At 67.5% G+C, this 15,418-nt stretch carries 13 protein-coding genes; 10 read left to right on the top strand and 3 right to left on the bottom strand.

Annotated features, from left to right (window positions below; translation table 11 throughout):
• Positions 1 to 297: 297 nt before the first annotated feature.
• Positions 298 to 2,745, bottom strand: coding sequence for a UvrD-helicase domain-containing protein (locus IPZ69_RS43440; protein WP_235460415.1), 2,448 nt, complete (start codon positions 2,743 to 2,745; stop codon positions 298 to 300).
• 216 nt (positions 2,746 to 2,961) lie between these two features.
• Here IPZ69_RS43440 and IPZ69_RS43435 point away from each other — a divergent pair, with 216 nt between their 5' ends.
• The 6 genes from IPZ69_RS43435 (at position 2,962) to IPZ69_RS43410 (ending at position 7,087) form a co-directional block, all read left to right on the top strand.
• Entirely contained in the window at positions 2,962 to 3,657 is a 696-nt protein-coding gene (locus IPZ69_RS43435; RefSeq protein ID WP_235460414.1) for a DCL family protein, read from the top strand.
• 753 nt (positions 3,658 to 4,410) lie between these two features.
• Positions 4,411 to 4,926, top strand: a complete 516-nt coding sequence (locus IPZ69_RS43430) for a hypothetical protein (RefSeq protein WP_235460413.1) — start codon at positions 4,411 to 4,413, stop codon at positions 4,924 to 4,926.
• Positions 4,927 to 5,206: 280 nt separating this feature from the next.
• On the top strand, positions 5,207 to 5,434 hold the full coding sequence (locus IPZ69_RS43425; protein ID WP_235460412.1) for a hypothetical protein: 228 nt from the start codon (positions 5,207 to 5,209) through the stop codon (positions 5,432 to 5,434).
• Positions 5,412 to 5,936 (top strand): DUF6879 family protein, encoded by a 525-nt coding sequence (locus IPZ69_RS43420; protein WP_374295916.1) that lies wholly within the window; start codon positions 5,412 to 5,414, stop codon positions 5,934 to 5,936. The genes IPZ69_RS43425 and IPZ69_RS43420 overlap by 23 nt, the downstream gene beginning before the upstream one ends.
• Positions 5,933 to 6,781: a helix-turn-helix domain-containing protein gene (locus IPZ69_RS43415; RefSeq protein WP_235460411.1), complete on the top strand. Its 849-nt coding sequence runs from the start codon at positions 5,933 to 5,935 to the stop codon at positions 6,779 to 6,781. The genes IPZ69_RS43420 and IPZ69_RS43415 overlap by 4 nt, the downstream gene beginning before the upstream one ends.
• 93 nt (positions 6,782 to 6,874) lie before the next feature.
• Positions 6,875 to 7,087, top strand: coding sequence for a hypothetical protein (locus IPZ69_RS43410; RefSeq protein WP_235460410.1), 213 nt, complete (start codon positions 6,875 to 6,877; stop codon positions 7,085 to 7,087).
• A 158-nt stretch (positions 7,088 to 7,245) separates the two neighbouring features.
• Here the strand turns inward: IPZ69_RS43410 and IPZ69_RS43405 are convergent, their stop codons facing one another.
• Positions 7,246 to 7,938: a hypothetical protein gene (locus tag IPZ69_RS43405; protein ID WP_235460409.1), complete on the bottom strand. Its 693-nt coding sequence runs from the start codon at positions 7,936 to 7,938 to the stop codon at positions 7,246 to 7,248.
• 485 nt (positions 7,939 to 8,423) lie between these two features.
• On the opposite strand from IPZ69_RS43405, the gene IPZ69_RS43400 reads away from it, so the two are divergent.
• Positions 8,424 to 11,480, top strand: coding sequence for an NACHT domain-containing protein (locus IPZ69_RS43400; protein ID WP_235460416.1), 3,057 nt, complete (start codon positions 8,424 to 8,426; stop codon positions 11,478 to 11,480).
• A gap of 253 nt (positions 11,481 to 11,733) precedes the next feature.
• On the opposite strand, the gene IPZ69_RS43395 is transcribed toward IPZ69_RS43400, so the two are convergent.
• A complete protein-coding gene (locus tag IPZ69_RS43395; RefSeq protein WP_235460408.1) occupies positions 11,734 to 12,264 on the bottom strand; it encodes a lamin tail domain-containing protein in 531 nt (176 codons plus the stop codon).
• A gap of 864 nt (positions 12,265 to 13,128) precedes the next feature.
• On the opposite strand from IPZ69_RS43395, the gene IPZ69_RS43390 reads away from it, so the two are divergent.
• The 3 genes from IPZ69_RS43390 to IPZ69_RS43380 all read left to right on the top strand — a co-directional run bounded on the left by IPZ69_RS43390 (position 13,129) and on the right by IPZ69_RS43380 (position 15,249).
• On the top strand, positions 13,129 to 14,127 hold the full coding sequence (locus IPZ69_RS43390) for an endonuclease/exonuclease/phosphatase family protein (protein WP_235460407.1): 999 nt from the start codon (positions 13,129 to 13,131) through the stop codon (positions 14,125 to 14,127).
• 359 nt (positions 14,128 to 14,486) lie between these two features.
• Complete coding sequence (locus IPZ69_RS43385; protein ID WP_235460406.1) at positions 14,487 to 14,693, top strand: hypothetical protein; 207 nt, start codon at positions 14,487 to 14,489, stop codon at positions 14,691 to 14,693.
• A 298-nt stretch (positions 14,694 to 14,991) separates the two neighbouring features.
• The gene (locus tag IPZ69_RS43380) at positions 14,992 to 15,249 is read left to right on the top strand and encodes a hypothetical protein (protein ID WP_235460405.1); all 258 of its coding nucleotides are present in this window, start codon (positions 14,992 to 14,994) and stop codon (positions 15,247 to 15,249) included.
• The last annotated feature ends 169 nt before the right edge of the window (positions 15,250 to 15,418 follow it).

Below are 15,418 nucleotides of genomic sequence, written 5' to 3'. Positions count from 1 at the left end.
TGCGCCGTGGACACCTGGTCCTACCTCGGCCACCCAGACGCCCCCTACACAGCGAAGGAACTCCTCAGCATCGACATATCCGGCTTGTCATTTCTTCATACGTCTCGAACGCCGGGCCCTACGGCAACAAAGCCTCCATTGCCAGAACCCACACCCGCACCCGCACCCAGCGGAGGCATCATCAGCAAAATAGCCATGTACCTCGGAATCACCAAAGACAGAAGAGCAAGGAAGAACACGCTCCCTTGGCAGCGCTGAGGAGTCGTAAGCCGCTTCCACCAAAAGCCACTGCTCAGGTCAATGAAACTCGTCGCCCAACAACTGGGCCGCGCCAGAACCCACCTGACCCCTCGTGGCCCGCGACGCGGGACGATTACCTCGCAGGTGCCCGCGTAGTGCCGCACGCAACTGCGGGAGCGAGGTGCGGGCACCGAGCGCGGTAAGGAACTCAGGGACCGTCCAGCGGATCAGGGCGCCTTGACGGGCGAGGTAGAAGCCGACCTCACGGATGTCGTAACGGTCGTCGTAGTCGAGGAGAAGGTACCCGGCGAGCTGCTGTACCTCGTCCCGTCCGACGCGGTGGGGCCGAGTGAGGGCTTTGCAGTCGATGAGGAAGCCGCCTGTGATGAAGTCGGCGTCGGCCTTCACGTCGGCGCTTCCTGCGAAGATCGGCCCGCATACGCGCTGCTGGGCAGGCAGACCCCGCAGGGGAGTGAAGGGCTCTTCTGCGAGTTTCATCTGCTCGTCGATGTCGTCGAGGACGTAGCTCGGCACGGCGCTGGTCACGCCCTTGACGGTGGTGTGCTCGTCGACCTGGGCGAGGAGGTTGCGCTTGCGAGAGAAGATGCCGTTTCGGAAGATGGCTTCGAAGAAGCCGGTGACGAAGCACAGCCTGGTCAGTTCGTCGTCGTCGAGCCGCCGGGAAGCGTCTGCCAGGTGGGCGTGGAGGCGGCCCAGAACGCTGGTTCCGATCATGTGGAGGTTGGCGCGCACCGCGGGGGCAGGTGCTCCGTCAATGGGCAGGTCGCTGCCGATCAGTTCGACGCCGGCGATCGCGGCGGGCCCTGGGTCGGAGCCGAGGCTCAGGCGCAGCCGGTAGTCGATGGTGTGGCCGAGGGCGGCGTAGTCGGGGCGGCGTTCGTTCAGTGGCTGGACGGGATGCGGTAGACCGCGGATGTGCTGGAGGTAGGAGGCGATGACGCGTTCGGGGTGGGGAAGGTGTCGGGCCAGGAAGGTGGACATCGGGGAGCGCGGGTACTTCAGCTGTCCGGTCAGCGGCAGCCGGGCCAGCGCGATGCCGTCGGGTGTGGCGGCCGCTGTCGCGGCGGTGGAGTGGGCCTGTAGCCGTTTGATGCCGGTGATGTCGAGTTGGGTGCGGGCCCGGGTGACGGCGACGTAGATGAGGCGTGCGGCGGCTGGGTGCACGTTGCGGGGGGAGTCGTCGTCGGATGGAGTGAAGCCTGCTCCGATCCGTACTCGGTTCCACTCGCGTCCCTTGGCCTTGTGCACGGTGGACACGACAACGCGGGCCTGGGCTTCGTCGCTCATACGTTGGACTGTGCGGATGATCTGCTGGGGGCCGTAAGTGTCCACAAGTTCCACGATGGCTTTGAGGTCGGCTGCGGCGGAGTCCTGCTCGGCGTACTCCTGCACCTCGCCCCAGGAGGAGAAGAGCGCGAGGTCGTGGTGTGAAGTGCGGCGGCCAGCCTGCAGGTCAATCGCTGCCTTCGCGATGTTCAGCAGGGGTTTCCCGCCACCGACCAGGGCGACGGGCACGCCCTGGTCCAGGAAGCGCAGGACCTCGGCGAGAGCGTCGGCGTTACCCCGGCACAGCACCGCGTCGGGGACCTCCACCTCGGCCAGCTTAGACGGTTCAGCGGCATGGCCGGTGAGCTGCATCGTCGAAGTGGCCGCGCGCAGCCAGTGGTTGGCTACCTCTGCGATGGCCGGCCCGAAGCGGAAGGACTGGGTGAGCTCCATCCGCATGCCGGGGAACCCGCTCATGATGTCCTTGGCGTGACGCCATTCGTAGATCTGCTGAGAGGGGTCGCCAACACAGACGCGCTGGACGTCCTGTGCGAGGAAGATCTCCTCGAGGACCGGGTTCGTGTCCTGCGCCTCGTCCAACAGGATGTAATCGGCGCGCAGCCGGGGTCGGGTCAGCGCCCACATCTTGAGGTAGTGGTCGTGCTTGAAAGGCAGTGTGCCCTTCGGTGAGCAGATGTCGTCCCATGCCCACCGGGCCCTGGGCAACAGGAGACGCGCAACATACTGCTGGCCGTAGTCGTCGAGACCGTTGACCGTGCCCAGATGACGCGCTGCGACCTGTTCATCGGTGGAATAGCAGAAATGCTTGACCATCTCCATCACCAGGTAAGCCAGCGTCGTCGCCTTGAGCCGGCGACCGCCGACAGCGAGGTCGCGGTCGATACCGAGCAGCTGCGCGGTGCGCCACAGGGGCATGTGCTGTGAGGCATCCAAACGGGCCCTGAAGCGGCTCCCGAGCGCGCGGTAGGCCAGTCCGTGGGAGGTGCTGCAGTGCACGTTGCCGCCGAAGCGGGTCTTGGCCTCCTGCGCGATGGGCCTGTTGAAGGCGATGTACATGCCACGGCGGCCGGTTGCGGCGCCCATCATCACCAGCGTCGATGTCTTTCCCGTACCGGCACCTGCCACCAAGGCAAGGTCATGGCCGGCGGCGAAGCTGTCTCGTGCTGCCGCCTGTTCCTCGGTCGCCTTCACTGCCACCCCGTCGTCCCTTTCCGCACGTCTGCTGTTCGCTCCGTCTGCCAGTTGGTCACGGCCGGATTGGCTTCGGGCTGGTGAGCAGCATGGCAGCTGGCACTGACACCTTGTCAGGGCACTGGGAACAGGGGTTTGGACTTTCGAAGAGGTGACCGGAAGTACGGTGTCTTCGGCCTCGCCATACGCGTTCCTGATTACCTGCGCCGAACGGAGATACCCGTGCCCAGAGGCATCACCATCGGTGCGACCCGCTACCCCACCAAGGAAGCCGTCCGCAACGTCTGCCGCGGCATCGTCAAGCGCTACGGCATAGGCGGTGACGTCACCGACCCTGACGACGATGCCTTCTGCCGCGACCTCCTCGAACGCCACCCCGACTACGACCTCAAACGCGGGGCCGGCGTGGCCCACTTCCGCGTCATCGCTCACACCGACCACGGCCGCAGAAGTGTCGGTATCGGCCTCGTACGGCTCGACGGCGAAGTGGCTGACTTCTCGTGGAACGCCTGCCTGACACCGTTCAGCCAGCGCACCCAGGTGCTCGCCGCCCTGCGGCACGCGGTCGCTGATCAGGTGGCAATCGCACGGAACGCGGCGCTCAGCTCCGGACAGTCACTGGTCTGCTCCGTCACAGGAACGCCGATCCCGTCCGCGACCGAGCTGCACATCGACCATGCGGCCCCAACATTCCTCGAGCTGGCAGAGGATTTCATCGCCGCCAACGGTGGCGTAGACGCCTTCCGAATACTGCCCGACTCCGGTGCCGGAGTCAGCTACATAGAACTGGAGGACAAAGAGCTTGAGAAACGATGGCACGACCACCACCAAGAGCGTGCAGTGCTCCGGCCGGTCCTGAAACGGGTCAACCTGTCCGATCTACGGCGAGCGAACGGGCCAGACACCACAGCGCCATGAACCCGCAGAGACGACGCTCTAGTCGGCGCCCGTCTCTTGAACGGCCTCGGCAGACCCCAGGGAACCGGGGCGAGTTGACCCCACCTCCCGAACGGGCTTGCCCCACAACTTGCCGTACAAGTTGCTCTACAACTTGCTCTACAACTTGTCCCCACCGACGGCCCCGCTACGGAAAACCCGCAGGCCAGAGCGTGTGGTCAAGGGGGGCCGGTCACGCCGACTACTTCCCTGGGAGACCTCTGCAGGCTCCGGCGGCAGTACCGGCCCGGTTCCACCGGGTCCCAGCGCTCCTCTCGGGCCCGACGGCACCCGTCGCCTGGCCGGCGGCCGGGGATTGCTGCCCGCAGACCGAGACCGCCAGCTCCGGCACAGAGCTCATCCCGCATGATGATTCCTCAACAGTACCCGCTAGGCTGCCGTCCCGGTCGCGAGCCGTTGGCTGCTGAGCACCAGTGCCGTCGCCTCATCCTCGAAGCCGCCGTCCTGCCTCACCACGCCGCCCTCGAGACGTTCGTGCGCATTCTGAGCGCCCTCAGCATCTGTCCCTAGGGCCCAGTAGGTCACCGGGCCGATGCACCCAACTCTGTGACGAAACATGGAACTTGGGAAAGGCTTGGTCAGGCCGGGGTAAGGGTTGGGCAGGTCGCTTCTTGTTCACTCCACGGGTTCTACTCGCATAGACCAGGTGGTGGTGTCATGCCGTCAGCCGCCCGGCACCCCACCGCCCGGGCCGACCCTGCGGGAGAAACCCACATGCGTCGCTTCACCGCCACCACCTGCGCCCTGGCCCTCGCGGCCGCCGGACTGATCGCCGCCTCGGCCGGCACCGCCCAGGCATCGACCTGCTCCCACGCCTACCTGCCGCTGCCCGACTCCTCCTGCACGCCCGGCGCCTACAACCCCGACGTCACCCAGTCCAACATCCACAGCACCATCTGCGTCTCCGGCTGGACCGCCACCGTCCGCCCCCCGACCTCCTACACCAACCCCCTCAAGGCCCAGGGCATCATCGACTACGGCTACACCGACACCAACATGGCCGACTACGAAGAAGACCACCTCGTCCCCCTCGAACTCGGCGGCGCACCCCGCACCCCCGGCAACCTGTGGCCCGAGCCCTACACCGGCTCCCCCACCGCCCACTCCAAAGACGGAGTAGAAACCAAACTGAAGAACGCCGTCTGCAACGGCACCATCACCCTGTCCTCCGCCCGCAACGCCATCAAAACCAACTGGACCACAGCCCTGCAGGTCACCGGAATCGGCTGACCCCGCCAACCGCCGGGACATCCAGACCACCCGTTCTGGATGTCCCGTCAACACATGCCGAGCGCGCGTTGACGGCGGTCACGGGCGAGGAGTCCAGGAAGAGCACCACATCCGGCAGCGCGAGGGTAGCCATCTGGATGGGTCCCCTTTCAGGCCGCGTCGTGCTCGCCGCAGAGGATCTTGTTAGGGATGTGGTGCAAGTTCGCGCAAGTTCCTGGCTGCGACACCGTGTGGGGCGCACGATCGGACGTGGCAGGTCCGACGACATGGGGAGGCAGTGATGGCGCTCATCAAGCTCGGCCAGGACCCTGAGAGTCCCGACGGCAAGTCACCCACCGTGTATCTGGATGACGAGAGGGACACGTATCTGGTGCAAGGCTGGAGGGTGGTCGACGCCGAGCGGCGTTCGCAGCTGGATCTGCCCGGGCACGAGGATGTGGTGGAGATCCCGAAGCGGATGATGCAGTTCTTCCCGGAGGTGAACGGTGGCGGCGGGGCCGAGTCTTGAGGACAGACTGAGGGGCTGCACTCTGTCTGCCGTGCATGTGGAGATGCGCGACGGGTATATGCGGTCCGACCCGCGCTTCGTCGCGTGGCAGAGCGGCGTCCGCGACGATCCGGCCGACAGCGACCCTGGCCGGCGGCCCTGGTTGCGGCTGGTTGCGGAGCTGGTGGACAGGGGGGTGGAGGTGCGGCGTGCCCGGATCGTGTCGGAGCCGGTGAGCGACTACATCCGGTTCGAGCACCATCTGACCGCCCCCAACGTGGCCGCGGGTGAGCAGGTGCGGTGGCTGCCGCGCCGCCGGGCGTCCAGGCTGGCCCTCCCGGGCAACGACTTCTGGCTCTTCGACGGCGCGTCCGTCCTCTTCCACCACTTCGCCGGTGACGGGGAACTGGCGCCGGACGATGAGGAGTTCACCAATGAGCCGTCCGTGGTGAAGCTGTGCGCTGATGCGTTCGAAGCCGTCTGGGCTCTGGCCGTCGACCACACGGAGTACCGCCTGCGGTGAGCAGCTCACCGTCCAGCGTGGCCGAGGCCCGGCGGGCGCTGGGCCGGCGTCTGCGCGAGCTGCGCAAGGAGGCGGGTCTGACGGCGCGGGCGCTGGCCGGGCTGGAGGGCTGGCATGAATCCAAGTGCAGCCGTATCGAGCACGGGCGCACGCTTCCCTCCGACGCCGGTATCCGCGCCTACACGCTGCACTGCGGCGCCCCCGACCAGAGCGCCGACCTCATCGCGACCGCGCGGGCTGTGGAGGGCATGTATGTGCAGTGGCGCCGGATGGAGCGGGCCGGGCTCAAGCGGGTCCAGGAGTCGGTGGCACCGCTGTTCGAGCGCACCCGCCGCTTCCGCGTCTACCAGTCCTGGGTGATCCCCGGCCTGCTCCAGTCCGAGGCGTACACCCGCGCCGTCCTCGGCACCGTCGCGCACCTGCGGGAGGTGAGCGACGGTATTGACGAGGCTGTGGCCGTCCGCATGGACCGCCAGCGCATCCTGCACTCCGGGGATCACCGGTTCGCGATGCTGGTCGAGGAGTGGGTCCTGCGGACGGTCATCGGCGACAGCGACACTATGGCCGCGGCGCTCGGTCATCTCATCTCGGTCGCCTCGCTGCCCTCGGTCAGCCTGGGCGTCATCCCCCTGGGCACGCCGCGGGGCGGGGGCTGGCCGGTGGAGTCGTTCACGATCTACGACGACGCCCAGGTGAACGTGGAACTCGTCTCCGCGCACCTGACCGTCACGCAGCCCGGCGAGATCACCGAGTACGTGAAGGCGTTCTCCGAACTGTCCGCCATCGCCGTGTACGGCGCACAGGCCCGAACCTTGATCACCGCAGCCATCGACGCCCTCCCCTAGGGCTGCCGCGCAAGTCCGCACACGTTCATGGACCCGGCACGCCCGGCAGGAACAGCCTGGGAAGCATCCAGTGATCACAGCCGGGGAGTATCCGTGTCCACGAACCACAAGACCACCCAGGCGCGCCCCAACCAACTGCCCGCAGGGCTCCACGCATGGCTGCTGGACTGCGTGCCCGCGCCGGGCTGCGGGATCTGCACCGCCAACTGGCACCAGCTCTGCACGGCCAGGGACAACGGGAACATCACCAAGGCCGCCCGACACGCCACCGAGATCCGCGACCACGTCTCCGGAGTCCACCAGTGAGGCATCCGGGCCGTGGTGCTGCTGCCCGACCAGGCGCGCCGCGCAGCCAGCCGATGCCGGAGTGCCGCGCCGGCCGCCTCGTCGCCGGCATCGTTGTGCGGTGCGCCCGCTGAGAAGGAGAGAGATGAGCCTGGGAACCACAGTCCGACGGTGACGGGCTACGCCTGCGCCAGAGCCCTCTCGTCTTCCTGGCTGGCCGCTGAGGACGACCCGGCGGTTGTGCTGTCCGCGGCGGCAGCTCCCTGACTCGTGTACAGGACGGTGCTCTTCTGCTTGGTGCGCTCGACAGCGCTCTTCGCGACGAGCCGCTCAAGGGTGTTGCGCACGATGGTGGTGTTCCGGGCGCGCTCGGGGTACTCCTTCTCCAACTCGCTGGTGACCTCGGCAGCCGTGCGCGGTTGGCCCGGGTGCCTGTCCAGGATCTGCTTGAGGAGATCGCCCAGCGAAGGCTCGGCGGCCTTGTCCGCTGCCGACTTGTCCGCCGGGTCCTTGGCCGTGGTCTTCTTGGCAGCCTTCCTGGCCGGGGCGGTCCGCTTGACGGTGGACTTTTTGGCCGAGGCCCCTGGGCTGCTCGTTTCCTGGTGCCGCGGCTGCGGCACGGCCGCTTCCTCTGGTGCGTGGGTGAGGTCCTGCGGCTCGGTCACGGCAGCCTCTGCCGCACCACTGACGGCGGAGCCCGGGCCGGCAGTCACAGCCGCCAGAGCGCTCTGCAACCTGAGCAGCACCTCCTCCTCCGCCTGCAACTGCTCCAGACGCACACGGAGGCTCTCCTGCTCACCGCGGTTAGCCTCAAGCTCGCTGGCAAAACGGCCCGCGTACTTGTCCTGGATGGTGGCAGCCTCGTCGGCCACGGCCCTCACGCTCCTTGGTGCCTGGTGTGTTTCGCCGGATGCTACCCGCCCGTAGGACTCCATAGCTGACGTCCCGGCACATCACACCTGTTCGAGAGCCACCCGCCATCGGCATGCCGCTTTGACGGCCGACGGGCCAGGTGCTGCGGCGCCCGGGTCTTCGCGCGGGCCGTGGGACGCCGTGAGGCCTGGTGCTGGCGAGCGCTCTACACAGCGGGCGGCGTAGGGTCGTTGCGGATGTTGAGGGGGAAGCCATGACCAGCAACGAATGGATGGAGAGCGCGGCCTGCCGCAGCGCTGACCTGCGGGGATGAGGAAAGCGATCCACAGGGGGTAGTTGTTGAAGTCGTGCCCGGACAGCTCGTTCAGCGTGTGATCGCCCTGCAGTTCAAGGACACGCTCGACCTGTCCGTCGGCCACGCCGTCCAGAGCCTGAACGGGACGCTGCGACTGTTGGTAGCGACAGGCTCTTGGCCTGCTGCGTGATGCCACGAGAGGCAGTCTGCGGCTGCACTCACCGAGCGAAACCCTCGGGCCGTCGCCGAGCCACATCGCGGCGCGCTTCACCCACAGAGTGTGATCACGGTTCTATCCTCCGTGCAATGCGGTGGTGGCGACATGGTATTTGGCTGGCGGCGGCCGTGGTCATGGGCGGCGTGCTGCTTGTCGCGTTACTCACGGGCCAGCTGAGCAAGACACCCGTCCTGACGGGGGTCCTCAGCCTGGGAGTGTCGGTCATCACACTGGCTGTCAAGCTCTGGCACGACACCTCGGCCGCCGAGGAATCGATTGATGAAGCCTCATCGCACGAGCGGCTGGAGCAGCTGGCCGGGCGGCTTGCGGCGGCGGTGCAGGAGCAGTGGCAGGCGGAGTGGCGGCTGCGTCGGCTGCAGGATCCGCATCCGTTCCAGGTGCAGTGGTCGATGGCCGAGGCGTGGCTCGCCGATGCTCCTGACAACGGCGGCGCGCCCGTGGAGCAGGGCGAGGGTCCTGAGGGCATGTCGTCCGCCTTGGCATCGGTGCCCTCGCAGCGGCTGGTGGTGCTGGGTGAACCGGGCAGCGGAAAGTCGGTTCTTGCCGTCCGTTTCACCTTGGAGCGGCTCGTGGACCGCGCGTCGGGCGACCCCGTGCCCGTGGTTTTCCCTCTGGCCGGATGGCAGCCCGAGCGGGAGCGCCTGCGGGACTGGATGGCCGTCCACCTTCGCGCCACCTATCCCGGAGCTGCCTGGACCAGCAAGCTGCTGGCGGCCGGCCTGGTGCTGCCCGTTCTCGACGGCCTGGACGAGCTGCCCGAGTCGTCGTGGGGAGCGGCCCTGCGCCAACTGAACGCCGAACTGGACCCTGGGCAAGGGGTGTTGCTGACCTGTCGCACGGCGGCGTACACGAAGGCGGTGGAGACCGGGGACGTGCTGACGTCGGCGGCTGTCGTCGAGCTGCGGCCGCTGACATTCGAGGTGGCAGGCTCCTATCTCGCACGGACCGCGCGGCCGGTGCGGGGGGCGGGCGGGCAGCGGGCCACCCTCTGGGACCCGGTCCTCGCACACCTGCGTGCACATCCCCACACGCCGGTGTCCCAGGCCCTGCGTCAGGCGCTGAGCACGCCGTTGATGGTGGCCATGGCCCGGGCCGTCTACAGCGACACCGGCAAGGACCCGGCCGAACTGCTGCAGGACCGGTTTGCCGACCCGGCCGTGCTGGAACACCACCTGCTGGAGGCGTACGTGCCGGCGGCCTTCGCCGACAGCCCTCACGCCGAACGAGCCCACCGCTGGCTCGCCTATCTCGCCAACTGCCTGCAGCACCGGACCACCCGGAGCCTGGCCTGGTGGCAGCTGCGCCGCGAACTGCCCTGGCCCCTGCGCAGACTGGGACCCATCCTGCTGCTCGGGTGTATGGCTGTCGCGGTCAGCCTCGGGCTGCCCTCTCCCACGACGGTCGCAACCGGTGGCTTCGTGGGCGGTGTGTGCCTGGGATACGTGATCCTCTCCCGCAGCCACTCCAGCACAGCCGCAACAGCCGACCAAGACCGTCGGCAACTCGGGCACCAGGCCAAGCTCGTCGCCATGGCCGCGCTGCCGGTGGGGGTGCTGGTCGGCTGCACAACCAGCCCCGGCCTCGCCTGGTTCTCCTCCCTGCCCCAATCGGACCCGGCCATGGGACGGCTCGGCCCGGCCGCGCTTGCCGCCGCATTCGGGCTGGCCACCGTGACCGCACTTGCCGTCATGGGAGTCGTCGGCGAACCACGCCCCTCTTCCGCCCCCTTCGGAAGACACCGCCTTCTCACAAACTCCGTGATCGTGCTGCTCGCCGCAGGCATCACCTACCTGGCCATGGCAGCCTTCCTCACGGTCTCCTCGCCCTTCACCATTTCCCGTGCCTTGTACTGCGGCCTGGTCGCGGTCCTGACCGGCGGTCTGGTCTTCCTGGGACTGCGCGACAAGTCCCGCGCCATCGGGGCTGCGTCCCCACGGCCCTCCAGGCATGCCGTGCGCCAGCGCTTTGGGCGCCCACTGCTGCGAGGGCTCCGGGCCGGCCTGGTATCCGGGCTGGTCCTGGGAGCCGCCTTCGCCATCGCCGACACCGCGGCGCTGAGCCTGCGCGCTGGCCTGAGCCAAGCCCTCCCCCAGGGCACGCTTCACCGCCTGGCGGACGGCACCCGCTACGTGATCACCCCGGACGGATGGCTCCACGGCCTACGCCCCAACGGCGACCGCTACCTGCGCACACCCGCATTGGTCGACGGTGTGGCTGACGAGTACCGCCATGCGTTCCTCACCGAATCCGCCGACGACGCCCGCCAGTATTGTCTGGACTATGGACCATGCACGCCCTTCCATAGCCGCGTCGAGTTCCACTTTCATGTGCGCCTGATGAGGTTCTTTGATCCATGGGGCAGGCAAACCATCCAGGACTCTCTTGAGGTCCGGCTCCCGAACAGCACATACGCCACATATACCTACGCCGACCCCATCGACGTGTTCAGCCCACTGCCCGACGGCGAGGCCACATGGCTGACCACGCTGCCCCCGATGGCCATCTTCGGCCACACCCTGGGACTAAGCCTGACGATCGGCATCACACTCGGCCTGGTCAGCGGCCTGGCCGCAGGCCTCCACGCCTGGCTCGTCTCCCCAGCCGACACCGCACGAGCCGTCAGCCCCCTTGCCAGCCTGCGCACCGACCGAGCCACCGTCATCACACGAGGCATCACCCTGTTGACGTCAGCAATCCTCGTCGCGCTCCTCCTCACGCTCCCCACTATGTGGCTTCCGGCCACCTGGGAACACCTTTCAGTCACTATCCAGACCTGGCTACTCGTCAGCCCCTTCGCCGTCCTCCTCAGCGCCTGGGGCTGGTTCCTCACCACCCGGCTGTGGCTGTGCGCTGCCGGACGACTCCCCTGGCGCCTCATGGCCTTCCTCGAAGAAGCCCACCAACGGGGAGTCCTCCGACAAACCGGCGCCGCATACGAGTTCCGACACGCACGCCTCCAAGAACAACTCGCAACCCCCGCCGTACAAGAACAACCGCCAGCCGACTGACAGGGCCCTCAACCCACGTCGATCGCGGATCCGGATGATCGGGCGAGCGCGTGCTGCGGTCAGATCGTCACCCTCGCCCACTGAGCACACATCACCGGGCCCCCTGAGCAAAGGGCGGCGGGCCGCAAGCGAGAAGGCGGCACCGACACGGTGAGCGGTGGTACGCCCCCACGGACAGAGCAGGAGCGCACCACCGGTGCGGGTGCCGAGGGGGCCGGGCCGGTATCACCAGCCGACGGCACCCGCAGTCTCGTCAGCGGCGGAAGCCGCCGTGGCGGTCGCCACCGCCGTGCCGGTCGCCGCCGCGGTCACGGTCGTGGTAGCCCCAGGACTCGTCGTCGACGAACCGGCCCCGGTCGTTGCGCAGGGTCGCGGTGTCGCGGTCGTTGTTCCACACGTAGTTGCGCCGGCCCTGGTACACGTCCGTACGACTGTCACGGCCCTCGCCCGTGTGGACGCGGACGGTGGAACGGCCCTCCAGACGGAAGTGCCAGAAGGTGTAGGTGTGACCCGCCTCGTCCGACAGGGTCCAGCCGTCCAGGTTCACCGCCCGGCGGGTCGTGTTGGTGAGGTCCACCCATTCCTTGTTCAGCGAACGCTTGGAGCGGTCGTCCCGGCCCGGAGAGTCGTACTGCACGTCACCGATGACGACCCGGGCGCGATCGTCACGTCCCGGGTGGTGGTCGGCCGCTGCGGCCGGCAGCGCCACCGCCCCCACCACAGCGGCCGCCACGGCAGCGGCGGCGGACAGACGACGGACGGAAGCAGAAACGGAAACGGACACGAGGTCCCCCTTCGTGCACACACCCCCCAGCACCCCGCGACATGAAAGCCGCAGGCCACCCCAGGTGCGTGGTGCGAATCGGCGGCCGGCCGGCCGCGCACTCACACAGTGCAGTCCCAGTGAAGGCGATGTGCACGGTACGCGGCGCCTGTTACGACTTGCCCATATTCGCGTGACTCTTGGATGTAACACCCATCTACCAGCAGCATGGGCGGGCTTGACGTTTCATCAGCCCCGACCACCGCCCAGCGGCTGGCCGCCGGCACCCGTCCGCCACGGGCGCACCACCGTGCCGCGCTTCGCGCCGTCACCCGAAAGTGAGCAACAGCCACTGACCACCGTCCAGGACACGAACCACACACATCCCCAAACCGGTCGGGGCAGCCCACCCCGTCGCCCGCAGCGGACGACCTCCGCCGGTGCGCCCGCCAGAACAAGCCGGCGGGCGCGGTGTGCGTGTGGTCAGGGGTGGTCCAGGACGTTGCCGTTCATGCACGCGTTGGACGTGCCTCCTGTCCACGGGCTGCCGACGGGCACGACTGCCAGCTCCTGGAAGCACACGGCTGTCGCGCTGAAGGTCCGTTGTTCGCGGCGTTCGCCCCGCTGTCGACGCTCTTGTCGTCATCGGCGCGGATGGCCGGGCAAGCCGGCAAGAGGACCGCGGCGAGAAGCCCCGCCAGCATCTTGATCGTCTTCGTGGCCGGCCATCGACCCGGACGCCAGGAAAGACGCGCCAGCTTCAACGGGCAAGGCTGGGTGGCTTTTGACGACAGCGCGGGCGAAACGCCGAGCCGCTTCCCTCACGATACGTGACCAACTTCGTTACTCTGTGTATAGAGTCCATGGCGAGCCCTGGGGGCACCTGTGACACAGATCCGGATTGCCACGTTCAACCTGGAAAACCTCGACGAGACCGCGCCAACCGCGCATCCATCACTCGCCGAACGCGTCAAGCTGATGAAGCCACAGATCAGCCGACTGCGCGCCGATATCGCCTGCTTCCAGGAAGTCCACGGTCAAGAGCGCCCCGGCCAGCCCCGCGCGCTGCTGGCGCTGAAGGAGCTACTCGCCGGGACCAACCTCGACGGGGCCGCCCTGGTCAGCACCAAACCCGAGGACGACGCAGTCTTCGACATGCGCAACCTGGTCGTCGCCACCCACCTGCCGGTCATCAAGCACCAGCAGCTCAAGAACGACCTGGTCGCCGAGCCCCACTACCAACGGCTCACCGCCACACCCCCCGACACGAAGCCGATCCCGATCGGCATCGAACGGCCCATCCTGCACGCACAGATCGACATCGACCACGCCGAACCCGGCCGCCTGCTGCACATCATCACCGTGCACCTCAAGTCCAAGATCCCCACCGAGATCCCCGGCCAGGTACTCGACTCCCAAAAGGGCATCTGGCGCACCGCGGATGCCTGGGCCGAAGGCAGCTTCCTGTCATCCATGAAGCGGATGAGCCAGGCCCTGGAAGTCAGACGCCTCGTCGACCAGATCCTCGGCGAGGACCCGGACGCGCGCATCATCGTCGCCGGCGACTTCAACGCCGAGCCCGAGGAAGTCCCGGTCCTGGCGATCTGCGGCAACGTCGAGGACACCGGCAACGGCGACCTCGCCACCCGCGTCCTGGTCCCCATCGAGCACACCATCCCCAACGAGGCCCGCTACACCCTCTTCCACCACGGCCGCGGCCAGATGCTCGACCACATGCTCGTCACCCGCAACCTGCTCACGCACTACCGCGGTTCAGAGATCCACAACGAAGTCCTCCACGACGAGTCCCTCGCCTTCGCCACGGACGTCAAGTACCCCGAGTCCGACCACGCCCCCGTCGTCGCCACCTTCGACTTCGACTGACCCCACCTGCGATGAACCAGCCACGGCACCGCCATCGCCGCCTCCGACGCGGGCTCGCAACCGCCCGTTGACGTATCGCCAGACAGCACCCCCAGCAGCCCGGTGTGCCGGCCGCTGGGGGTAGCAAGAGCGAAAAACGCCGACGAAGCTCCCACGCCGTGCTCCCATTGGGGTAGCCGCACCTCCGACGAGGCAGCCCCGATGGGGCAAGGCCGCGATCACCCAGCCGCCGAGAAGACCCCTCAGATCCGGCACCAGCCGGAGCAGGCGACGAAGAAAGCCGTCCGCCACTCCCAGCAGGATCCGGCCGGAGAGTAGCCGAGCATGCGCCGTGATGGCGGGCGAGCGAGGGTGAACTCATGCCCGACGTGATCGTGTACCCGCCTGCCGAAGACGGAGGCCGCCGTGTCCGCGTCGGCGAACAGTTCGTGGGCATGGCATACACACTGCTGGACATCTCGGAGTTCCTCCGCCGCGCCGGCCAGGACGACGTTGAGCCGGAGGACGTGGCCACAGTGGACTGGATCGAGTGGCGAGGCGGCGGCCCGGACCTGTGGGAGCACTGACCTCGGAGCGCTGCTCGGGACGGGGGAACTTGCCAGGCCGGACAGGCCTGCGCCATGTGCGGGGATGCGGTCTCCGGTTGACAGGGCATGGATGACGTGGACGTCGCACTGTCGACGATTTGGGCCCGGCGAGCTGCTGACGTTCGATGCGGGGCGGTTGGTGTTCAGAGAGCAAGTCGTTCGGAGCAGCTCAGCTGGACATCAGTAACCAGCGGCCCGAGCCTGGAAGTCAAGTCGCAACCGGGTGGAACGACCCGCACCGACGGAAACGCAATCAATCTCTTCGGAGGACTTGAGAATGGCCGCCCAGAACTCGGTTCAGCTCAATGACGAGGAACTCGAACACGTGCGCGCGCTGACGCGGGAGGTCGATGCCAAGCTCCGGCAGATCCACGAGATCACCCTGGGGCATGTGCGCGGCGAAAAGGGCAAGTACCGACCAAAGCAAGCACGGTTCGTCTTCGACAACATCCGAGTGGTAATCGAGGATGAAGCCGGGTGCGGAGTCTACGAAGACCCGCCCGGGATCTGCCGACCGTGCCGGCCGGGTGAGTAGCTCGCCGGACCTTTCCTCCTTCAACGCTATTCCCAAAGCCCAAAGGGCCCAGGGCAGCCAATCCGTCCCAGTCGGGTCACCGACTGGGACGGAGCCAATTCCACGCATCGCTCCAGGACCTCTCCCAGCGACTCCAGACTCACCACAGTCCGCTACGCGCGTTGGCCAC

The organism is Streptomyces olivochromogenes, assembly GCF_021538895.1.
Taxonomy (GTDB): domain Bacteria; phylum Actinomycetota; class Actinomycetes; order Streptomycetales; family Streptomycetaceae; genus Streptomyces; species Streptomyces olivochromogenes_A.
Note: the sequence above shows the minus strand (reverse complement) of the source record. Positions and strands in the feature narration are given on the sequence as shown.